General features: G+C 69.6%; 19 protein-coding genes. 7 read left to right on the top strand and 12 right to left on the bottom strand.

What is annotated here, in order from left to right:
* Window positions 1-46: 46 nt before the first annotated feature.
* The 4 genes from ACNFOC_RS29995 to ACNFOC_RS29980 form a co-directional block, all read right to left on the bottom strand.
* Window positions 47-781 carry a DUF2567 domain-containing protein gene (locus ACNFOC_RS29995; RefSeq protein WP_416962193.1) on the bottom strand — a complete coding sequence of 245 codons (735 nt, stop codon included), beginning with the start codon at window positions 779-781 and terminating at the stop codon, window positions 47-49.
* Between the two features lie 34 nt (window positions 782-815).
* On the bottom strand, window positions 816-1,643 hold the full coding sequence (locus tag ACNFOC_RS29990) for an ABC transporter permease (RefSeq protein WP_416962192.1): 828 nt from the start codon (window positions 1,641-1,643) through the stop codon (window positions 816-818).
* Between the two features lie 64 nt (window positions 1,644-1,707).
* Window positions 1,708-2,679, bottom strand: coding sequence for an ABC transporter ATP-binding protein (locus ACNFOC_RS29985; RefSeq protein WP_416962195.1), 972 nt, complete (start codon window positions 2,677-2,679; stop codon window positions 1,708-1,710).
* Between the two features lie 165 nt (window positions 2,680-2,844).
* Window positions 2,845-4,068 (bottom strand): NYN domain-containing protein, encoded by a 1,224-nt coding sequence (locus tag ACNFOC_RS29980; RefSeq protein WP_416962191.1) that lies wholly within the window; start codon window positions 4,066-4,068, stop codon window positions 2,845-2,847.
* A gap of 224 nt (window positions 4,069-4,292) precedes the next feature.
* On the opposite strand from ACNFOC_RS29980, the gene ACNFOC_RS29975 reads away from it, so the two are divergent.
* Window positions 4,293-4,457, top strand: coding sequence for a hypothetical protein (locus tag ACNFOC_RS29975; RefSeq protein WP_019062300.1), 165 nt, complete (start codon window positions 4,293-4,295; stop codon window positions 4,455-4,457).
* Window positions 4,458-4,547: 90 nt separating this feature from the next.
* Here the strand turns inward: ACNFOC_RS29975 and dnaE are convergent, their stop codons facing one another.
* The gene (dnaE, locus tag ACNFOC_RS29970) at window positions 4,548-8,087 is read right to left on the bottom strand and encodes a DNA polymerase III subunit alpha (protein ID WP_416962190.1); all 3,540 of its coding nucleotides are present in this window, start codon (window positions 8,085-8,087) and stop codon (window positions 4,548-4,550) included.
* 178 nt (window positions 8,088-8,265) lie between these two features.
* Here dnaE and ACNFOC_RS29965 point away from each other — a divergent pair, with 178 nt between their 5' ends.
* From ACNFOC_RS29965 to ACNFOC_RS29945, 5 genes are all read left to right on the top strand, one after another.
* On the top strand, window positions 8,266-9,591 hold the full coding sequence (locus ACNFOC_RS29965; protein ID WP_318015764.1) for a DUF2252 domain-containing protein: 1,326 nt from the start codon (window positions 8,266-8,268) through the stop codon (window positions 9,589-9,591).
* Between the two features lie 68 nt (window positions 9,592-9,659).
* Window positions 9,660-10,349 carry a hypothetical protein gene (locus ACNFOC_RS29960; RefSeq protein WP_416962189.1) on the top strand — a complete coding sequence of 230 codons (690 nt, stop codon included), beginning with the start codon at window positions 9,660-9,662 and terminating at the stop codon, window positions 10,347-10,349.
* 94 nt (window positions 10,350-10,443) lie between these two features.
* Window positions 10,444-11,253: a thioredoxin domain-containing protein gene (locus ACNFOC_RS29955; RefSeq protein WP_416962188.1), complete on the top strand. Its 810-nt coding sequence runs from the start codon at window positions 10,444-10,446 to the stop codon at window positions 11,251-11,253.
* Between the two features lie 286 nt (window positions 11,254-11,539).
* On the top strand, window positions 11,540-11,890 hold the full coding sequence (locus tag ACNFOC_RS29950) for a hypothetical protein (RefSeq protein ID WP_416962187.1): 351 nt from the start codon (window positions 11,540-11,542) through the stop codon (window positions 11,888-11,890).
* A gap of 259 nt (window positions 11,891-12,149) precedes the next feature.
* The gene (locus ACNFOC_RS29945) at window positions 12,150-13,820 is read left to right on the top strand and encodes an alkaline phosphatase D family protein (RefSeq protein WP_416962186.1); all 1,671 of its coding nucleotides are present in this window, start codon (window positions 12,150-12,152) and stop codon (window positions 13,818-13,820) included.
* Window positions 13,821-13,829: 9 nt separating this feature from the next.
* On the opposite strand, the gene ACNFOC_RS29940 is transcribed toward ACNFOC_RS29945, so the two are convergent.
* Window positions 13,830-14,399 carry a dienelactone hydrolase family protein gene (locus ACNFOC_RS29940; RefSeq protein WP_416962185.1) on the bottom strand — a complete coding sequence of 190 codons (570 nt, stop codon included), beginning with the start codon at window positions 14,397-14,399 and terminating at the stop codon, window positions 13,830-13,832.
* A gap of 29 nt (window positions 14,400-14,428) precedes the next feature.
* Between ACNFOC_RS29940 and ACNFOC_RS29935 the strand changes: the two genes are divergently transcribed.
* Window positions 14,429-15,535 (top strand): mechanosensitive ion channel family protein, encoded by a 1,107-nt coding sequence (locus ACNFOC_RS29935; protein ID WP_416962184.1) that lies wholly within the window; start codon window positions 14,429-14,431, stop codon window positions 15,533-15,535.
* 701 nt (window positions 15,536-16,236) lie between these two features.
* Here the strand turns inward: ACNFOC_RS29935 and ACNFOC_RS29930 are convergent.
* The 6 genes from ACNFOC_RS29930 to ACNFOC_RS29905 all read right to left on the bottom strand — a co-directional run bounded on the left by ACNFOC_RS29930 (window position 16,237) and on the right by ACNFOC_RS29905 (window position 21,921).
* Complete coding sequence (locus ACNFOC_RS29930; RefSeq protein ID WP_416962183.1) at window positions 16,237-16,977, bottom strand: SDR family NAD(P)-dependent oxidoreductase; 741 nt, start codon at window positions 16,975-16,977, stop codon at window positions 16,237-16,239.
* A gap of 161 nt (window positions 16,978-17,138) precedes the next feature.
* The gene (locus ACNFOC_RS29925) at window positions 17,139-18,725 is read right to left on the bottom strand and encodes a Na+/H+ antiporter (protein WP_416962182.1); all 1,587 of its coding nucleotides are present in this window, start codon (window positions 18,723-18,725) and stop codon (window positions 17,139-17,141) included.
* A gap of 118 nt (window positions 18,726-18,843) precedes the next feature.
* Window positions 18,844-19,314, bottom strand: coding sequence for a GNAT family N-acetyltransferase (locus tag ACNFOC_RS29920; protein WP_416962181.1), 471 nt, complete (start codon window positions 19,312-19,314; stop codon window positions 18,844-18,846).
* On the bottom strand, window positions 19,311-20,255 hold the full coding sequence (locus ACNFOC_RS29915; protein ID WP_327404745.1) for an RluA family pseudouridine synthase: 945 nt from the start codon (window positions 20,253-20,255) through the stop codon (window positions 19,311-19,313). Before ACNFOC_RS29915 ends, ACNFOC_RS29920 begins: the two co-directional genes overlap by 4 nt.
* 52 nt (window positions 20,256-20,307) lie before the next feature.
* Window positions 20,308-20,886 carry a signal peptidase II gene (lspA, locus tag ACNFOC_RS29910; protein ID WP_328683893.1) on the bottom strand — a complete coding sequence of 193 codons (579 nt, stop codon included), beginning with the start codon at window positions 20,884-20,886 and terminating at the stop codon, window positions 20,308-20,310.
* An 84-nt stretch (window positions 20,887-20,970) separates the two neighbouring features.
* Complete coding sequence (locus ACNFOC_RS29905) at window positions 20,971-21,921, bottom strand: TraR/DksA family transcriptional regulator (protein WP_416962194.1); 951 nt, start codon at window positions 21,919-21,921, stop codon at window positions 20,971-20,973.
* Window positions 21,922-21,978 lie beyond the last annotated feature (57 nt).

Below are 21,978 nucleotides of genomic sequence, written 5' to 3'. Positions count from 1 at the left end.
GGGGCGGCGGGGGCGAAAAACTCCTCGCCGCACCCACCACCCACCCCTAAGCGGTCGGAGCCCCGTACCCATCCTTAGGAACCGCCCCCTGCTGCACATACACCGGCTCAGGATCCCGCGGCCCGAACAGCGCCGTCAGCCCGAGGTGAACGACCAGCGCAGCCACCGGCCAAGCCAGCAACGCCCCCTTCGCCCCCAACTTCAGCGGCGCAGAGAACGTGACCCCCTTACCCACAGCCTTCGCATGCGCGAGCACGTCCTTCGTGGGCCCCAGCCACATCCCCAGCCGCCAGGCGAGGAACGAAGCGAGCAGCCCGCCCAAGGCCAGCGCGGCGACCAGCGGCACTCCCCCACGCCGCCGCAGCAGAAAGACGACGAGCGCGCTCACCACCCCGAACGCGACCGCGAGCAGAGTGAACGTTCCGTCCACCCCCACGGCCTGCTCGCCTTCGGAGTCCTTGAGGTAGACGACCCAGCTCTTGTCGACCACGTCCCCGACCAGCGGCACATGCGGCGCCAGCCACCACCACAACACCCCGAGCAACACCCCGCCGACCGCCGAGGCGACCGTGACGACCACGGCCTCGATCAGCTCGGTCTTGATCCCGGGCCCGTCCTGGCCGTAGGACGCGTCCTGCGGGACGGCGTGCACGGGATACCCGGCACCCGGGTCGCCCGGGGAGCCGGGGCCGCCCGGAGTGTTCGGGTCACCCGGCGGCTGCCACGGATCGTGCGGGGACTGGTCACGCGGCGGCGGAGGAGGAGTCAGCGGTGCGGTCACTCTGACATCGTGCCAGGCCCGGCTGTGCGGCGCGTCACCGGACGGCAGCCCGACGGTAGGCCCAGGCGGCGACGGCCAGCGAAACGACCCCGACCCCGGCGCATACGGCGAGGTCACCGAGGACGAGAGCCCAGTCCGGATGCGCCCCGAACGTCTGCGCGAACGCCTCCACGCCGTACGTCGAGGGCACCAGATCCCGCAGGAACCGCACCGCGTCCGGCATCCGATCAGCAGGCAGCACACCCAGCAGCAGAGCCGCGGACATACCCAACTGCCCGAGCAGCGTGGCGAGTTCGGGGCGGGGCGCGAGCAGCCCCAGAGCCGCGCCGAGCCCGGCGAGCGCGGCCCCGGCGAGCGGGATCACCGCAGCCAGGATCCAGATGTTCCCCATCGGCAGCCCGAACAGCACGCACCCGAAGACGGCGGTCAGCATGGTCCCGGGCACGGTGAAGGAGGCGTACGCCCCCGCCGCGCCCAGCACCACGGCCGCGGGCGGCACCGGCAGGGTGGCGTAGTGGTCGAGCCCGCCGCTGCCGCGCAGCTGCCCGAAGTACTGCGCAAGCAGGTTGAGCCCGACGTAGGCGACGACGAGCACGGACGAGCCGGCGACCACGAACTGGGCGTCGTGGCTGCCGCCGTCGACGACCCCGCGCATCATGATCAGGATGCCGACCGACTGGAAGGTCGCCACGAACAGCAGCGGGATCCGCGCGACCCGCGCCCGGGACAGCTGTGCCCGGTACACGGCGGCCATGGAGGGCCACAGCCTGGCCTTCGGCCCCAGCTCGGCCGCGCCCGTCCCGACGGCCTCCGGCACGGCCAGGGGGCCACTCGGCAGAACATCGGCGGATACGACAGTCACGTCGCGCTGCTCCTCTCGACGCCGGCAGTCGACCTGTCCCATACGGATACGACGGCCCGTGTACTCATGCCTTCACCAGCCCCTGCGCGTTTCCGCCCAACGTCAGATACACGTCCTCCAGGCTGGGCGTGGCCAGGGTGAAGTCGTCGAGGGCGGCGAACGCGGCTCCGCCGGTCACCGTGGCGACGGCCACCCGGGCCTCCTCGGGGGCGAGCCTGAGCGTCCAGCGGCGGCCGGACTCGACGGCCCGGTCCCGCAGCGCGGCGACCTCCGGGACGTCCAGCGGCGGCTTCTCCCGCCACACCAGCTCGACCCGCACCTCGCCCGCGACCTGTTCCTTGAGTCCGGCGGGGGTGTCGCAGGCGATGACCTTGCCCTGGTCGAGGACGGCGACCCGGTCGAGGACGGTCTCGGCCTCGATGACGTTGTGGGTGACGAGCAGCACGGTGGACCCGCGCTCGGCCCGGCGCCGGTCGACGGCGGACCACACGGCCCTGCGCGCCACCGGATCCATCCCGGTGGTCGGCTCGTCGAGCACCAGCAGCGGACGCTCCCCGACCAGCGCGGCGGCCACACACGCCAGCCGCCGCTGCCCACCGGACAGCTTCTTGAGCGGCCGCCCGGCAAGGGCCGTAAGCCCCAACTCGTCCAGTACGGCGTCCCGCTCGGCCCGCGCGTCGCGCAGGTCCAGGCCGCGCAGCCGGGCGGTGGTCTCGGCGGCCAGCGACACGGTCAGCTCGTCGAGCGCGGAGGACTCCTGGCCGAGGTAGGCGAGGATCCGCGCGGCCCGCTCCGGGTGGCGCACGATGTCGTGGCCGAGGATCTCGACGCTGCCGGCGTCGGGCCGCATGAGCCCGGTCAGCTGGCGTACGAGGGTGGACTTGCCGGCGCCGTTCGGCCCGAGCAGTCCGAAGATCTCGCCCCGGCGGATGTCGAGGGTGACGTCGTCGGTGGCCCGCACCTCGGGGGTTCCCGGCGCACCGCGTCGGCCGCGCACCGCCGGATAGGTCTTGCTGAGCCCGCGCACCGCACACACGACATCCCCACCGTGTCGAAGTGCCACTCCCGCGCGCGTACTCACGGGACGAGACTACGGGGTCCGGGAGCCCCGCCCGCTCGCGGGTCGGTCGAGAACGGCAAATCCGTCGGTAAAGACAATCCCGTCACAAGGCGGTGCGGTAACCGGACCGGCCGCGTCCGCTCACTCCCCGGCGGGCGCGTGCTCCGCGGCCGTCCGTACGTCGATCTCGCGCCAGAAACCGGCCCGGATCGCGTACCGGTCGTGCTCGTCGATCTGGTCGTCCTTGTGGGCGAGAAGGCCGAACCGGGCGGCGTAGCGCAGCAGTTCACCGTCGATGCGGTGCGGGACGCGCGGGTACATCCCGGACAGTTTCTGAAGGTGGCTGCCGTGGTCGCCGAGGCGGCCCATCCAGCGGCGGGCGAACACCTGGCCCACCTCGTAGGGGTCGCCGCCGACCGTGGTGATGTCCTCCTCGCGGTCGGCCCAGCGCTGCTCGGCGGTGGTCAGCTGCGCCAGCGTCGGCATCGAGGCGACCTCGGGCGGCTCGGCGGCGCCGCCCGGCCGGTCGACCCACCCTTTGTCGGAGGACCAGCGCAGGGTCGCGCTCGCGGGCTGCTGCGCGGGCGCGGCGGCACCCGGGGCCTTCAGGCCCGCCAGGTCCTTCGGGGTGGGCACACCCTTGGGCGCGGGCACCCGCTCCTGCGCGCCGTTCTCGGAGCCGGCCTCCGCCGCCGCGTGCTCGCCCTCCTCGACCGACCGCTCGCGGGCGGCCGGCGCGGACTCGGGCAGCGGCGCGGACAGGATCGCGGCGATCTCCGGCCGCGGCACCGGCGGCGGGGCGCACACCCCGCCGAGGTCCTTCGCCCGTACGGCCTTGGTGATCCAGGTCCGGTCGAGCACCCGCCGCTCGTCGGCCTCGGCGACCAGGTCCTCGGACTGGTTGTAGTCCCCGTCCGCGGCCTGCACGGCCCACAGGTGTACGGCGACGCCGTGCTCCTTGGCGGCCATCATGCCCGGCAGCAGGTCCCCGTCGCCGGTGACGAGCACGACGTCGGAGCAGGCGCGGTTGCGGGCCAGCTCGGTCAGCTCGGCGTGCATGGCGGCGTCGACGCCCTTCTGCGCCCAGCGGCCGTCGCTGCGGGTCAGGGCGCCGAGGCGGACGGTCACGCGGGGCATCACGCGCAGCCTGCGGTGCTCGGGCTGGGGGACGCGGTCGGGGGCGCCGTCGAACCAGTAGATACGCAGCAGGGGTCGCTCGGTGTCGGACTCGGCTCGCTCGCGCAGACCCTGGATGAGGGCGGCGTGATCGACGGTGATACGGGAACGCGAGGGCTCTCCGGCGAGGAGACTTGCTGCGGCCCCCAGCAGATACCCGGCGTCCACCAGGACGATGCAGCGGTCCACGCGACTCACCCTCTTCCCGGTCGGTTTGCTTCGGGCTTGCTTCGAGTCTGCCCGACCGCGCAGGGGTTAACGGCCCGAACTCGATCTTCGGCGTGGCGTTTCGGGGCTTCTCTCTCGTACCAACCATGTCACACACGGTAATTATCCGAAATGCGTTCTTCGTCAGGCTATGTGAATCTGGTCGCGGCCCTGGCCCCTAGATCCCCCTCAGGAGGCAGATCACCATGGCCAAGAACAAGAACCGTGACCGTAAGCAGCCGCAGTCGGAGCGCGCCCAGGAGCAGGCCACCTCGTCCTCGATGGAGGCACAGGCCGAGCAGCGCATATCCCAGGTGACACCGGGCGACATGGCCCGTAAGGGCAAGCAGAAGCGCTTCGGTCACAACTGACCTCCGCGTACGGGTCGTTGAGACCTGGGCACACACCGAGGGGCGCATCCGTCGACGGATGCGCCCCTCGGTCACGTCTGTTGCTGTTGCTCAGCCGGCCAGACAGGCCGCGCCGAGCAGCACCTTCAAGTCGCCGAACAGTGCCGGGTCGGGCTTCACCCGGTGCTTGTCCAGACGCAGGATCGTGGTCCTGGTCGGGCCCTGGAGCTTGATGCGGACCTCGCTGTCGCCCCGGTGGTGGCTGAGGATCTCACCGAGCCTGCTGACCATGGGCGGAGTGACCCTGGTGGCCGGGATGGTGAGGATCACGGGCGCGTTGGTGCCCACGTTCGACACGTCCGGGACCTGCATCTCCATCGCGACCAGGCGCGGCACGTCCTCGCGCTTGTCGAGGCGGCCCTTGACGAACACGATGGTGTCCTCGACGAGTTGGGTCGACACCAGCTGGTAGGACGCCGGGAAGAACATGCACTCGATGGAGCCCGCGAGATCCTCGACGGTGGCGATCGCCCAGGCGTTGCCCTGCTTGGTCATCTTGCGCTGGAGGCCGGAGATGATGCCGCCGATGGTGACGACCGCGCCGTCCCCGTGCTCACCTCCGGTGAGCTGGGCGATGCCCGAGTCGGCCTTGTCGGACAGCACGTGCTCCAGACCGAAGAGCGGGTGGTCGGAGACGTACAGACCGAGCATCTCCCGCTCCTGGGCGAGGAGATACGTCTTCTCCCACTCGTCGGTGGTGAACTCCACGTCGAGCCCGAAGCCGGGCTCGCTGGTGTCCTCCTCGCCCATGCCCCCGAAGAGGTCGAACTGCCCCTCGGCCTCCTTGCGTTTGACCGCCACCACGTTGTCGATCATCGGCTCGAAGTGCGCGGTGAGGCCCTTGCGGGTGTGCCCCAGGGTGTCGAACGCACCGGCCTTGATGAGGGATTCGGTGGTGCGCTTGTTGCAGGCGGCGGCCTCGACCTTGTCCAGGTAGTCGGGGAAGGAGCCGTACTTCCCCTTCGCCTTGCGGGACCTGATGATCGAGTCGACCACGTTCGTGCCGACGTTGCGCACGGCCTCCAGGCCGAAGAGGATCACGTCGTCGCCCTGGGCGGCGAAGTTGTGCACCGACTCGTTGACGTTCGGCGGGAGCACCTTGATCTTCATGCGGCGGCACTCGTTGAGGTAGATCGCGGACTTGTCCTTGTCGTCCTTGACCGAGGTGAGCAGCGCCGCCATGTACTCGGCCGGGTAGTTGGCCTTCAGGTAGGCGGTCCAGTACGAGACCAGGCCGTACGCGGCGGAGTGCGCCTTGTTGAAGGCGTAGCCGGCGAAGGGGACCAGGACGTCCCACAGGCCCTGGATCGCCGCGTCGCTGTAGCCGTTCTTCTGGGCGCCGGCCTGGAAGATGGTGAAGTTCTTCGCCAGCTCGTCGGGCTTCTTCTTGCCCATCACGCGGCGCAGGATGTCGGCCTCGCCGAGCGAGTAGCCGGCGACGATCTGGGCGGCCTTCTGCACCTGCTCCTGGTACACGATCAGGCCGTAGGTCACCGCGAGGACCTCCTCAAGAGGCTCCTCCAGCTCCTTGTGGATCGGGGTGATCTCCTGGCGCTTGTTCTTGCGCTCGGCATAGTTGATGTGCGAGTTCATGCCCATCGGGCCGGGGCGGTACAGGGCCGAGACGGCGGAGATGTCCTCGAAGTTGTCGGGCTGCATCTGGCGCAGCAGGGAGCGCATCGGGCCGCCGTCGAACTGGAAGACGCCCAACGTGTCGCCGCGGCAGAGCAGTTCGAAGGTCTTGGGGTCGTCCAGCGGGAGGGCGAGCATCTCCAGGTCGATGCCCTTGTTGGACTTCACCATCTTGATGGCGTCGTCCATGATCGTGAGGTTGCGCAGGCCCAGGAAGTCCATCTTCAGCAGGCCGAGCGACTCGCACTGCGGGTAGTCCCACTGCGTGATGGTCACGCCGTCCGTGTGGCGCACCCACACCGGTGCGTGGTCGACGATGGGCTCGCTGGACATGATGACGCCGGCCGCGTGCACGCCCATCTGCCGGACCAGGCCCTCGACGCCCTTGGCGGTGTCGATGACCTTCTTGACGTCCGGCTCGTTCTCGTACATCCCGCGGATCTCGCCCGCCTCGCCGTAGCGGGGGTGCTTGGGGTCGGTGATGCCGGAGAGGTCGATGCCCTTGCCGAGGACGTCGGCGGGCATCGCCTTGGTGAGGCGGTCGCCCATCGCGTACGGGTAGCCCAGCACGCGCGCGGAGTCCTTGATGGCGTTCTTGGCCTTGATCTTGCCGTAGGTGCCGATCATGGCGACCTTGTCGGCGCCGTACTTCTCCGTCACGTACCTGATCACCTCGACGCGCCTGCGCTCGTCGAAGTCGATGTCGACGTCGGGCATGGAGACGCGCTCGGGGTTGAGGAACCGCTCGAAGATCAGGCCGTGCGGGATCGGGTCGAGGTCGGTGATGCCCATGGCGTAGGCGACGATCGAGCCGGCCGCGGAACCACGGCCGGGGCCGACCGCGATGCCGTTGTTCTTCGCCCACATGATGAAGTCGGCGACCACGAGGAAGTAGCCCGGGAACCCCATCTGGATGATGACGTCCATCTCGTAGTCCGCCTGCTTCTGGCGGTCGTCGGGGATGCCGCCCGGGAAGCGGCGCTCCATGCCCAGGCGCACCTCCTCCTTGAACCAGGTGACCTCTGTAAAGCCGTCGGGGATGTCAAACTTCGGCATGAGGTTCTTGGCCTCGAACATGCCGGAGGTGTCGATCTGTTCGGCGACCAGGAGGGTGTTGCGGCAGCCCTCCTGCCAGGCGTCCGAGGAGTCCACGGCGTACATCTCGTCGGTGGACTTCAGGTAGTAGCCGGTGCCGTCGAAGCGGAAGCGGTCCGGGTCGGAGAGGTTCTTGCCGGTCTGGATGCAGAGCAGGGCGTCGTGCGCGACCGACTCGTGCGCGTACGTGTAGTGCGAGTCGTTCGTCACCAGGGGCGGGATGCCGAGCTTCTTGCCGATGTCCAACAGGCCGTCACGGACCCGGCGTTCGATCTCGATGCCGTGGTCCATCAGCTCCAGGAAGTACCGGTCCTTGCCGAAGATGTCCTGGTACTCGGCGGCGGCCTTCAGTGCCTCCTCGGGCTGGCCCAGGCGCAGCCGGGTCTGGAGCTCGCCCGAGGGGCAGCCCGTGGAGGCGATGAGCCCCTCGGACCACTGGGAGATGGTCTCCTTGTCCATGCGCGGCCACTTCTGGAGCCAGCCCTCGGCGTACGCGTCCGAGGAGAGCTTGAAGAGGTTGTGCAGGCCCGTCTTGTTGGCCGCCCAGATCGTCTTGTGGGTGTAGCCACCGGAGCCGGACACGTCGTCGCGCTTCTGGTGCGGCTGTCCCCACTGGATCTTGCGCTTGTTGCGCCGCGACTCGGGGGCGACGTACGCCTCGATGCCGATGATCGGCGTGACCCCGGCCTTCGTCGCCGTGTGGAAGAAGTCGTAGGCCCCGTGCAGGTTGCCGTGGTCGGACATCGCGATATGGGTCATGCCCATCTCGTTGCACGCGTTGAACATGTCCTTCAGCCGCGCGGCACCGTCCAGGAGCGAGTACTGGGTGTGGACGTGCAGGTGCGTGAACGGCGGCTTTGACACGGCTTGGCCTCCAGGGGAAACGGTCGACGACGAGCAGCGGACGGTCTGGGGGGACAGCATCGAATCCTATGCCCGGCCACTGACACAAGGCGGGCACTCCCACGTACCTTCAAGCGTTGGAAAGTGACGACAGACTCGTCACAGGTCATGCACCACCCGTACCAGGAGGCACAGAGCGATGTCGGTTCCGCAGCTCAACGACGAGCACCGCGGCGAGGAGATCCTCGCCGTCTTCGACACCGCCTTCGGCGAGCTCCTGGCCGCCGACCCGGCCGCGTTCCGCGTGAAGTTCCGGAAGATGGCGGCTTCGGCGTTCGCGTTCTACCGGGGCACGGCGTGCCTCTTCTACCACGACCTGGATGCTGAGAAGCGGGGCGGGCCATACCTGGACGACCGCACCTCGCGCGTGTGGATCCACGGCGACCTGCACGCCGAGAACTTCGGCACGTACATGGACTCGAACGGCCGCCTGGTCTTCAACGTCAACGACTTCGACGAGGCGTACGTCGGCCCGTTCACCTGGGACCTCAAGCGCTTCGCCGCCTCCGTCGCGCTGATCGGGTACGCGAAGGCGCTCAGTGACGAGCAGATCACCGAGCTGGTGCAGGTGTACGCGGGCGCGTACCGCGAGCGGGTGCACGCGCTGGCGACCGGCGCGAAGAGCGACGAGGTGCCGCCGTTCACGCTGGACACGGCCGACGGTCCGCTCCTGGGCGCGCTGCGCACGGCCCGCTCGCTGACCCGCTTCGAGCTGCTGGACTCGATGACCGAGATCCGCGACTTCGAGCGCCGGTTCGCGTCGGGCGGCGGCTCCATCGAGCTGGACGCGGCGACCCGCTACAAGGTCCTCGCGGCCTTCGACGGCTACCTGGAGACGCTCCCGGAGTCCTCCCTTGACCGCCCCGACTCCTACCGTGTGAAGGACGTCGTCGGCCGCCGGGGCATCGGCATCGGCTCGGCCGGGCTGCCGTCGTACAACATCCTTCTGGAGGGCAACAGCGACGCCCTGGAGAACGATGTGGTGATCTACATCAAGCAGGCCCAGACGCCGGCCGTCTCGCGGCACATCACGGACGCGGCGATCCGGGACTACTTCCAGCACGAGGGCCACCGCACGGTGATCTCGCAGCGCGCCCTCCAGGCGCACGCGGACCCGTGGCTGGGCTGGACCGAGCTGGGCGGGACCGGGCAGCTGGTCGCCGAGGTGTCGCCGTACGCGGTGGACCTGGACTGGAGCGACATCGACGACCCGGAGGAGATCGCCGCCGTCGTCGCGGACCTCGGGCGGGCCACGGCCACGATGCACGCGGCGGCCGACGACCAGTCCGGCGAGTCCCTGGTGCCGTTCTCCACCGAGCGGGCCATCGACGCGGCGATCGCGGCCGACGAGGACGGCTTCGCGGGCGTGCTCGTCGACTTCGCGCACAGCTACGGCGCACGCGCGCGTGCCGACCACCAGACCTTCGTCGACCTGTTCCGCAACGGCCGGATTCCGGGTCTGTAACCATCCGTACGCTCACAGGAACCCTTTAGCGGTGCCTTACCGGAGCACATGACAGACTCACCTCCGCTATGGACATATCCGGGATCCAGCTCAGGGCCGTACGCGCGGCGCTGTTCACGGCACTGGTCGTGACGCTCAGCACCGCGTCGCACGTGCTGCTGTCCCGGGTTCCGCTTCCGTTCGGCACGGTGGCGGCGATCGCCGCCACCGTGTTCGTGCTCGCGTACGCGCTGGCGGGCCGCGAGCGCGGCTTCGGCAGGATCGCCGCACTGCTGATCCCGCTGGAGCTGGCCGCCGACACGGTCTTCACCACCGGCCAGCACGCCTGCTACGGCAGGGCGGGCGGCCCGGTCGCCGGACCACTGCGCGCGGTCGGCCTGGACGTGCTGTGCAGCGGCGGCAGCGTGGGCACCTCGCTGGCCCGGATGACCGACGATCCCCATCAGGCGGCGGCGCTGCTCACGCACACCGACGCCACCGCCGCCTGGCTGCTGCTCGGCGCGCACATCGGCGTCGGACTCCTCGCGGCCGCCTATCTGCGCCGCGGCGAGCGCGCCCTGTCCGAACTGCTGCGCGCGGCGACGGCGGTGGGCTTCCGCCCGCTGCTGCTGGCCGTCGCCGCGGTGTCGGCCCGACGCACCGCGCCGGCCCGCCGGCTGCCGCGCGCCACGCACCGTACGACCACCGCCCGTGAGCGGCTGCTGGTGCACTCCCTGGGACGGCGTGGACCGCCGTGCTCGCTCGTCCTCGCGGTCTGAAACACCGCGCACCCGCACCCGAGCACCCCCAAGCAGTCCCCCCATACCTGTATCCGCGCACCACACGTGCGCGTCCCTGATGGAGATCACCAACATGAGCAAGCGGAACAGCGCGGCGGCGAAGACGGCGGCCCGAGAGCGACTGCGCGCGGAGCGCGAGCGCCAGGCCAAGCGCGCCAAGGTCAAGCGGCAACTCATAGTCGCCGGTTCGGTCGTCGGCGTCCTCGCGATAGCCGGCGGCATCGGCTACGCCGTCGTGCAGAACAACAAGCCCCAGTACTGGGAGAGCGCCAAGAGCGACAAGCTCGTCAAGCCGGCCAACACCACCGGCACGAACGGCACGATCGTCACCATCGGCAAGGCCAGCGCCAAGAAGACCCTCGTGATGTACGAGGACCCCCGCTGCCCCATCTGCGCCCAGTTCGAGCAGACCGTCGGCTCGACAGTCGACAAGGACGTGGCGGACGGCAAGTTCAAGATCCAGTACGTGGGCGCCACCTTCCTCGACGACAAGCTCGGCGGCGAGGGCTCGAAGAACGCGCTGAGCGCTCTCGGCGCGGCACTCAACGTCAGTCCCGAGGCGTTCCTCGAGTACAAGACCGCGATGTACTCGACGAAGTACCACCCGGACGAGACGACCGACAAGTTCAAGGACGACAGCTACCTCATCAAGGTCGCCAACACGGTCTCCGCGCTGAAGAACAACACGAAGTTCCAGACCGCCGTGAAGAACGGCACCTACGACAAGTGGGCGCTGGACATGTCCGCCACGTTCGACAAGAGCGGGGTGACCGGCACCCCGACCCTGAAGATGGACGGCAAGGCGCTGACCTCCGACGGTACGAACGCGCCGATGACCGTGGACACCTTCAACACGGCGATCACCGCGGCTCTCAAGGGCTGAGTACCGGAATGCCCCGGACCGTTTAACCGGTCCGGGGCATTCCGCTTTTCTCCAGCGCTCGACCGACCCTCACCGCACCGAATTCCAGAAATCGTCACCAAACGGGCACTGACACGTGTAAACCGAAAAACGAACCACACCGCCGCAAAACACGAAGGGCCTCCAAGTTCACCTCAGAGACGCCGCAATCAATCCAAATTGGAATTAAAAAATGCCGTTTACACCCAACGCTTCAGCAAGGTAACGTCGACGCCGCACCAACGCATGAACCATTCGGGGAGGAAAGATGAAGTTCAAGAAAGCCCTCGTGGCGGTTGCCGCCACAACTGCGGCGCTGGGGGGCGTAATAGGCGGAGCGACTACCGCCAGCGCGGCCACCTATGGATGCGGGAGCACCGGCCCGAACAATTCCGACGGTGAGCTCAAGGTCGTGGTGGGGCATCTGCGGAACGGCCCGTTCGCGTCGTGTACGCAGACCCAGTCCGTGGCGGGCGGCACAGCGTTCCACGCATGGTGCGGCGTCTATAACACCTCGGGGAACTTCTGGGTGTACGGGCGCGTGGGAAGCGGCCAGACCAAGGGCTGGATCTACTCCGAGAACCTTTCCTTGTCGTCCGGGTCGGTAAACATCTGCTGACTCCTTTTTTCGCGACGGCCCGCCAATTCTCTGGCGGGCCGTTCCGTCTTCTCCGAAAGAATTCCGGAAGGCCGCCAGCCGGCCCGGCGCCGATTCACCGGCACCCCGATCGCCCGGCCGGTCCGGGCGGCCACCGCACGAGGCGTGCCGCCGCTCCGCGGCAGCCCCAGGAGCCGGCGCCTGACACGCAGTACAACAGCGGGCGAACTTTTACGAGTTCGCCCACTCTCGTTAATACTGGTCAGTAACCTGGTCGCTCGTGACCAGTCGATACAGAGCACCCGAGGGCGTCAACCCGCCCTCCCCGCGCCGCCGTACGGTCGTCAAGGCCGCGGCCGCCACCGCCGGCGTCGCCATCGTCGCGGCCCCGCTCGTCGCCGCGCTGCCCGCCGGGGCCGCCACCCAGACCCCCGCCTTCCTGCACGGGGTCGCCTCCGGGGACCCGCTCCCGGACGGCGTCCTGCTGTGGACCCGGGTGACACCCACCGCCGAGGCAGTGCCCGGTTCAGGGCTCGGTCCGGACACCGAGGTGAGCTGGGCCGTAGCCACCGACAAGGCCTTCACCACCATCGTCTCCAGGGGCTCCCTCACCGCGACCGCCGCCTCCGACCACACCGTCAAGGCCGACATCCGCGGCCTGGAACCGGCCACCGACTACTGGTTCCGCTTCTCGGCGGGCGGCACCGACTCCCCGGCGGCGCGCACCCGCACCGCGCCGGCGGCGGACGCGAACGTGACCGGCCTGCGCTTCGGCGTCGTCACCTGCGCCAACTGGGAGGCCGGCTACTTCGCGTCGTACCGTCATCTCGCGGCCCGGGGCGACCTGGACGCGTGGCTGCACCTGGGCGACTACATCTACGAGTACAAGTCCGGCGAGTACGCGGCGCGCGGCACGGTCGTACGGCAGCACGCGCCGGCCAACGAGATCATCACGCTCGCCGACTACCGCACCCGGCACGGCAAGTACAAGACCGACCCGGACCTCCAGGCCCTGCACACCAAGGCGCCGGTCATAGCGATCTGGGACGACCACGAGTTCGCGGACAACGCCTGGTCGGGCGGCGCGGTCAACCACACCGAGGGCGCCGAGGGAACCTGGACGGCCCGCCAAGCGGCCGCGAAACAGGCGTACTTCGAGTGGATGCCGGTCCGCCCGGCGATCGCGGGTACCACCTACCGCCGGCTGCGCTTCGGCAAGCTGGCGGACCTCTCGCTCCTCGACCTGCGCTCCTTCCGTTCGCAGCAGGCGAGTTCGGGCAGCGGTACGGTCGACGACCCGGACCGTACGATCACGGGACGCGCCCAACTCGACTGGCTGAAGGCCGGGTTGAAGGCATCGGACACCAAGTGGCGACTGGTCGGCAACTCGGTGATGATCGCGCCGTTCGTCGTCGGCGCGCTCTCCGCCGACCTGTTGAAGCCGCTCGCCAAACTGCTGGGCCTGCCGCAGGAGGGACTCGCCGTCAACACCGACCAGTGGGACGGCTACACCGACGACCGCCGTGAACTCCTCGCCCATCTGCGCTCGAACGCGATCGGCAACACGGTCTTCCTCACCGGCGACATCCACATGTCCTGGGCCAACGATGTGCCGGTGGATGCCGGGACGTACCCGCTCTCGCCGTCCGCGGCGACGGAGTTCGTGATCACGTCGGTGACCTCCGACAACCTCGACGACATCGTGAAGGTCCCCGAGGGCACGGTCTCCGCGCTCGCCGCACCGGTCATCCAGCTCGCGAACCGGCACGTCCACTGGGTCGACACGGACCGCCACGGCTACGGCGTCCTCGACATCACCGCCGACCGCGCACAGATGGACTACTACGTCCTGTCCGACCGCACCTCGGCGACCGCGACCTCGTCCTGGGAGCGGTCGTACCGGACGCGCAGCGGCACGCAGCGGGTGGAGCGGACGTACGACCCCGTGTAGGCAAGGCTTCTAAAGGGTCTCCAGGAAGCCGAGCGCCACGTGCCAGGTGGCCTCGGCGGCCTCCTCGTCGTAATCCGGGAGGCCGGGGTCGGTGTACAGGTGACCGGCTCCGGCGTACCGGTAGATCTCCACATCCGCGCCCGCCTTGCCCATCTGGAGATACCAGGAGCTGAGCCAGTCGTCGGTCTCGAACTGGTCGGGCTCGGCGACATGGAGCTGGACCGGCAGGTCGTCGACGGAGGCGTTGGCCGCGATGTCCGAGGTCCCGTGCAGGAGGAGCAGTCCGCGGGCCTTCTCGTCGCCGAGGGCGAGGGTCTGCGCGACGGAGGCGCCGAGCGAGAACCCGGCGTAGACGAGCCCGCGCTCCGAATAGGGGGCGGCGGCGAGCACAGCCCGCTTCAGCAGCTCGTCCTTCCCGATGCCGTCGTTGAAGGCCATGCCCTCCTCGACCGTCTCGAACGTACGCCCCTCGAAGAGGTCCGGGGTCCACACCTCGTGGCCCGCCGCGCGCAGCCGCTCGGCGGCGTCCCGCACCGCCGGCCGGAGACCGTACGTGGAGTGGAAGAGCATGATGTTCATGAAGCCATCGTGCCAGTACGGTCGGACACATGGAGAACGTACTGCGCCCGCTGATCGTCATCGGCGGCTCCGTCGTCCTCACGCTGCTCATCGGCTGGGTCACCGACCTGCTGCTGCGCAAGGCGGACGCCCGGCACGACGACACCACGCTGTGGGGCCTGCTGCGCCGAGGCCGAGTCCCCTACCAGCTGGTGCTCTGCGCGGCCCTGCTCAGAGCCTCCTACGACAAGGCACAGCTGCTGGAGGAGCACCAGGTCGGCATCGGCCAGACCCTGACCCTGGTGCTGATCGGCGCCACCGCCTGGCTGATGATCCGGATCGCGGCCGCGGTCGTGGAGGCGTCGTACTCGCGCTACGCCCGCGCCTCCCGCGACGCGGCCCGGGTCCGCCGGGTCCGCACCCAGGTGACGCTGATCACGCGGGTGGTGGCCGCGGTCGTCGGCGTGGTGGCGGTCGCCGCGATGCTGCTGACGTTCCCCGCGATGCGTGCGGCCGGCGCCTCCCTGCTGGCTTCGGCGGGCGTCCTCGGCATCGTCGCCGGTGTAGCGGCGCAGTCCACTCTCGCCAACCTCTTCGCGGGACTGCAGATCGCCTTCGGCGACATGGTCCGCATCGGCGACACCGTGGTCGTGGACGGCGAGTGGGGCACGATCGAGGAGATCACCCTGACCTTCCTGACGGTACGGACCTGGGACGAACGCCGGATCACCATGCCGGTGTCGTACTTCACGTCCAAGCCGTTCGAGAACTGGTCCCGCGGCACCCCGCAGATGACCGGCATCGTGTACTTCCAGGTCGACCACTCGGCCCCGGTGGACGCGATGCGCACACAGCTCCGCGAGATCCTCCGCTCGTGCCCGGCCTGGGACGGCCGCAGCTACGGCCTCGTCGTCACGGACACCACCCCCAACACCATGGAGGTCCGGGCCCTGGTCACGGCGAAGGACGCGGACGACATCTGGACGGTCCGCGTCACGGTCCGCGAACAGATGATCCGCTGGCTGTACACGGAACACCCCTACGCACTCCCCCGAGTCAACACGGCCGACGCGGCCCCGATCCCGGGCGAGGACCCGTCCCCGAACGGAGGGGGCACACGACCGGCTCATGAACCTCCGGGGGCGAATCGGGGCTGAGGGGCCGGGGAGGAGCGGAGTCGGTGAGTGCCGGGTGGCTGAGTGCCGGACGGCTGGCGGCTGACGGCTGGCGGCTGGCGGCTGGCGGCTGGCGGCTGGCGGCTGGCGGCTGGCGGCTGGCGGCTGGCGGCTGAGCAACTCCGGGGCCTCAACGTCCGTGCCGGGCTGGGCTGTTGACCTGGGGGAGCTACGAGGCGATCGAGAACCGACTGCGGCTGAACGACTCCGGGGCCTCAACATCCTTGCTCGACAACGCCGTTGACCTGGTCGGTCAGCGATACGGGCGGGCCCCGACTGCGGCTGCGGCTGCGGATCAATGACCCAGGGCGCCTCAACACCTCCGACCAGCACCACCGTTGAGCCGGACGACCAGCAAAGCGCCCCGGACCCGGCGACGACCAGCGAGGCCAGCCGGTCCAAAGGTTCAGCGTCCATGCTGGGCAAGACCCCCTCGCACACGAGGCCACAGTCCCCGGACCGGGGTCGGACGGCTCCGGGCGCCTCAACACCCATGCTGGACAACACCGTTGGTACAGGCGACCTGCGAGGCGACCTGGAACCGGCTACGACTGAGCAGCTCCGGAGGCCTCAACACCCTTGCTCGACATGGCCGTTGCCCCGGACCACCTGCAAAGCGATCCAGCCCGGCTACGGCAGAGCAACTCCACGCACATCAAATCCTGCGCCTGACCCGGCCCACCTCAACGCCCCCGCTCAGCCCCGCCATTGACCTGAATCACCTGCGAGGTCACATGCCCGGCGGCCGGTGAGGCGAGCCAGTGCAAGGTCGCGGCGACATCCCCAGGGGTACCGGCCCGCCCGGTCGACGTGTCGTTGATGAGCCGCTCACGCCGAGCGGCAGCGATCTGCGGCCCGAAGAACTCCGTGTCCTCGATGTACCCGGGCGCGACCACGTTCACGGTGATGCCGCGAGGGCCGAGATCCCGGGCCAGATCATGGGCGTACGGATGCAACGCGGCCTTGGCCCCGCCGTACGCCCCGCTCCCCGACCCCCGGTACGCGGCGATGGAACTCACGAACAGCACCCGCCCGCCCGGCTCCGCGAGCCGCGACTTCAGCGCCTCGGTGAGGAGCGCGGCGCTGAGGGTGTTGATGCGGAAGTTGACCGTCCAGTCGTGCGCGACACGGTCCAGCGGATCGCTGCTCGCGCTCCCCGGCTCCAACGCCCCGGTACCGCCCGCGCTGTGCACCAGCACATCCACGGTGCCGAACTCCTCGGCCACGAACCGCCCGACCCCGCGCACGACTTCGGGTTCACTCAAGTCCCCGGCGTACGTCACCGCCCCCGGCACCCCGGCCTTCTCCAACACCTCCAACCGCCGCCCGAGGAGCAACACCCGATCCCCGTCAGCCGCGAAGGCACGCGCCGCGGCGAGCCCGATCCCCGTACCGCCACCACTGATCACAACGTTGCGAGCCATGGTGCGAGCCTACAAAGAGGGCGAGGACAAACACGAGCCAATTCGAACGGCGGCCCGCCGACAGCACTCAACTCGCAGCCGCCGACGGCGCCGAGCCCCCGCAGGAGACGTCCACCCCTCAATCACCAGTAAACGGGCGGTGCGTGGGCGGGAGAACGACCTCACCTCAAGCTACGCACGTCAAGATGCCGAAGCACCCGGTCCACGATCTCCGGATCCGCCCCCGGCTCACTCCGCGCCGCCAGCACCTCATGCCGAGCCGCGCTCATCATCTCCCCCTGGATCCGCCGCATCCGCTTCACCCGCGTCACCCGCTTCTCGTACGCCTCCCGCCGCTCCCCGTCCCCCACCTCGGGAGAGATCCGCACCCCGATGTCGAACGCCCGCCGCAACAACTGCTCGGACACCTCCTCCGGCAGCTCCTCGACATCCTCGATCTCCCGCAGCCTCCGCTTCGCGGCCTTCGCCGCCCGCACCGCCAGCTCCTTCTCGAACGCCTTCTCGCTGTCGGTGTCGGCCCGTACCCCCAGCCGCTTCACCAGCCACGGCAACGTGAGTCCCTGAAGCACCAGCGTCGCCATGATCACCCCGAACGCGATGAACACGATCTCGTCCCGGTCCGGGAACGCCGACCCGTCGTCCATCGTCAGCGGGATCGCCAGCGCCAGGGCCACGGACGCCACCCCGCGCATCCCCGCCCACCACATGATCACGGTCTCCCGCCAGGACGTCGGGATCTCCTCGTCGTAGTCCCGCTTGGCGTGCAGCCGTTTCGTCAGCCAGGTCGCCGGCAGCAGCCACGCCAGCCGTACGACCACCACGACCCCGACGATCGCCGCGGCCCAGCCGAGCATCTCGCCCCACCGCCCGGACGCCGTACGGATCGCGTTGTGCAGTTCGAGCCCGATGAGCCCGAACGCGACCCCGGTGACCAGCGTGTCCACGACGTCCCACACGGTCGCCCCGGCGAGCCGGGTCAGCACGTCGTCGGCGCCGAGGGAGTACTCGGCCAGGAACAGCGCGGTGGTGAGCACGGCGAGCACCCCGGAGCCGTGCAGTTCGTCGGCCAGGACGTACGAGGCGTACGGCACCAGCAGGGTGAGCCCGATCTGCAGGGTGGCGTCGTCGAGGGCCGACATCAACTTGTTCGTGCCCCATCCCAGGGCCAGCCCGACGGCGACGGCGACGACGGCGGACAGCACGAAGTCGAGCCCGGCGCGCCAGAATTCGAAGCTCCCGCTGACGGCGGCGGCGATCGCCACGTGGTAGAGCACGATGGCCGTGACGTCGTTGAAGAGGCCCTCGCCCTCCAGGATCGACACCAGGCGGCGTGGCAGGCCTAGTTGGCCCGCGACGGCGGTCGCGGCGACCGGGTCGGGCGGCGCCACCAGCGCGCCGAGCGCCACGGCGGCGGCGATCGGCAGCCCCGGCACGATCGCGCTGGCGACGGCGGCCACGGCGAGGGTGGTGACGAACACCAGCGCCACGGCCAGCAGGAAGATGGGCCGGATGTTCGCGGTGAACTGCCGCCAGGAGGTGCGCCGTACGGCCGCGTACAGCAGGGGTGGGAGGAGAAGGGGGAGGATCAGCTCGGGCGGGACGTTCACGTTCGGCACGAAGTCGGCCACCGCGAGGACTATCCCCAGGAGGGTCATGAGTACCGGCGCCGGCAGGCCGAACCGGTCCCCCAGCGGGACGCTCACCACGGCCCCGAGCAACAGGACGAAAAGCAGGGCCAATTGATCCACGGTCAGGGCTCCGGCGGGATCTCGACGTTCACACAGCGGACGCCCCAGCCTGCCACGCCGCCTGCCCGACCAGCTCTTTCGACGCCCTTCGGTTACCGAGCGCCGATCATGGAGCCGGTCACAGAGCGCGCCGCATCGCCCGGTGCGGAATGCCCGCGTCCGCGAACTCCGGGCCGTACGCCTCGTACCCGAGCCGTTCGTAGAACCCCAGCGCGTGCGTCTGCGCGTGCAGGTCCACGGCGGCCAGCCCACGCGCGCGTGCCGCGTCCTCGATGGCCCGCACCAGCGCGACCCCGACTCCGAGCCCGCGCGCTTCCTTGGTGACGGCCAGCCGCCCCAGGGACCCCACGGTCGGATCCCCGCCGGTCTTCGCCGCGGCCACCTCGCCGTACAACAGCCGCCCGGTCCCGAGCGGCACCCCGTCCTCACGCACGGCGAGCACATGCGTCGCCACGGCGTCGTAGTCGTCGTACTCGATCTCCTGGGCCACGCCCTGCTCGACGACGAAGACGTCCTTGCGCACGGCGAAGCAGGCCTCACGGTCGGCGGGGTCCTCGGCGACGCGCACGGCGTACGGCTGCGGAGTCACGCGTAGGTCTCCTCGCGCACCAGGTCCAGGGCCTGCTGGAGGTCGTCCGGGTAGCCGCTCTCGAACTCGACCCACTGGCCGTCGGCGGGGTGCTCGAACCCGAGCCGGACGGCATGCAGCCACTGGCGGGTCAGGCGCAGCCGCTTGGAGAGCGTCGGGTCGGCACCATAGGTCAGGTCGCCCACGCACGGGTGGCGGTGGGCCGCCATGTGCACGCGGATCTGGTGGGTGCGGCCGGTCTCCAGCTTCACGTCGAGCAGGGAGGCCGCGCGGAACGCCTCGATGAGGTCGTAGTGCGTGACGGACGGCTTGCCCTCGGCGGTGACCGCCCACTTGTAGTCGTGGTTCGGGTGGCGGCCGATGGGGGCGTCGATGGTGCCGCTGGTCGGGTCGGGGTGGCCCTGGACCAGCGTGTGGTAGCGCTTGTCGACCGTGCGCTCCTTGAACTGGCGCTTCAAGGAGGTGTACGCCCGCTCCGACTTGGCGACGACCATCAGGCCGGACGTGCCGACGTCGAGGCGGTGCACGATGCCCTGGCGCTCGGCGGCACCGGACGTGGAGATGCGGTACCCGGCGGCGGCGAGCCCGCCGATGACCGTCGTCCCGGTCCAGCCGGGGCTGGGGTGGGCGGCGACGCCGACCGGCTTCACGATCACGATCACGTCATCGTCGTCGTAGACGATCTCCATGCCCTCGACCGGCTCGGCGACGATCTGCACGGGCGCGGGCGCCTGCGGCATCTCGACCTCCAGCCAGGCCCCGCCGTGCACGCGCTCGGACTTCCCGACCACCGAGCCGTCGACCGTGACCTTCCCCGCCGCGGCCAGCTCGGCGGCCTTCGTACGGGAGAAGCCGAACATGCGGGAGATGGCGGCGTCGACACGCTCGCCCTCCAGGCCGTCGGGCACGGGCAGGTTTCGGATCTCGGGAACGGTGCTCACTCGGTCGAGTATGCCCGACGGGTCCGACACCGCCTTACCTGAGCCCGGGCGCTCAGTCCTTGTGGACGGTGCCGTCCGGGTCGAGGCCGCGGAAGGAGAGCAGCACGATCAGGATGCCGCCGCACACGATCGCCGAGTCGGCGAGGTTGAAGACGGCGAAGCCCTTGGGCGCGATGAAGTCGACGACCTCGCCCTGGAAGATGCCGGGCGAACGGAAGATCCGGTCGGTGAGGTTGCCCAGCGCACCGCCCAGCAGCAGCCCGAGCGCGATGGCCCACGGCAGGCTGTAGAGCTTGCGCGCCAGCCGGGCGATCACCACGATCACGGCGGCGGCGATCATCGTGAAGATGACCGTGAAGGCAGCGCCGAACCCGAAGGCGGCGCCGGGGTTGCGGATCGCGTGGAACTCCAGCCAGTCCCCGAAGACCTCGATCGGCGCGTGGTGCTCCAGCTTGGCGACCACGAGCAGCTTGCTGACCAGGTCGAGGGTGTACGCGAAGGCGGCCACCACGAACAGCACGGCGATCCGGCGCCTGCCCCTGGGGGGCGACGCGGTGTCGCCCTGCTCCGGCTCGGCCCCCGCCGCCTCTGGGGTATCCGGCGTACCGATGATGCGCTCCGCCTCTGCCACGTGAGTCCCTCGACCTAGGTACCTAACTCTGGATGAGGGTACGGCACACCTGTGGGGAGCCTCAGTACCGGCGTCGGTACCGCGTCAGTACCGGCGTTCCTGCTTCTGCTTGCACTCGACGCACAGGGTGGCCCGGGGGAAAGCCTGCATGCGGGCCTTGCCGATCGGGTTGCCGCAGTTCTCGCACAGGCCGTAGGTGCCGGCGTCCAGCTTCCCCAGGGCGCGCTCGGTCTGGATCAGCATCTCGCGCGCGTTGGCGGCCAGCGCCATCTCGCTCTCGCGCGTGATGTTCTTGGTGCCGGTGTCGGCCTGGTCGTCGCCGGCACCGTCCCCGGAGTCCCGCATCAGACCGGCGAGGGCCTGCTCGGTGGACGTGATCTCCTCGCTCAGCCGCGCCGCCTCGGACTGCAGCTCGGTGCGGGCCTCCTCGACCTCCTCGGGCGTCCAGGGGTCCTCGCCGGGGCGCACCGCGAGCTCCCCCGGGCCCGCCGCCGCGGCGAGCCGCGCCTTGGGAACCGCGGTCTTCGCCGCCGTGGCCGTGCCAGGAGTCTTCTTCGCAACCACCGTCGTGGCTCCCGTCTGCTCCGCGGCCTGCGCCGCGCCCGCCTTTGCCTTCTTGGCCGCGCTCTTCTTCGTACCGGTCGTGCTCTTGGTACCGGTCGTGCTCTTGGTTCCCGCAGTGCTCTTCGTACCGGTCGTGCTCTTGGTTCCCGTAACGCTCTTCGTGCTCTTCGTGGCCGTGGTGCTCTGCATACCCGTGGTGCTCTTCGTGGAGCCGCTCTTCGCACTGGTGGTGCTCTTCGTAGGGCCGCTCTTCGCTGACGCGCTCTCAGGAGCCGCGGTCTTCTTCACGGCCGCTTTCTTCGCAGCCGTTTTCTTCACGGCCGTCTTCTTCGTGTCCGTAGCCTTCGGGACGGCCGTCACCTTCGTAATCGCCGCCTTCGTAGACGCCACTTTCGTAGACGTCACCTTCGTAGACGCCGTTTTCGTAGCGGTCGCCTTCTTCGTCGCCGTGGATTTCGCGGCGCTCCTCAGCGCGCTTTCAGCGGAGCGCGACTAGCCTGAAGCCCATGCATCAGGCCCGAAGGCGCG

This window comes from Streptomyces colwelliae (assembly GCF_048158785.1).
Lineage (GTDB): Bacteria > Actinomycetota > Actinomycetes > Streptomycetales > Streptomycetaceae > Streptomyces.
This window is presented reverse-complemented; position numbering and strand designations above follow the sequence as displayed.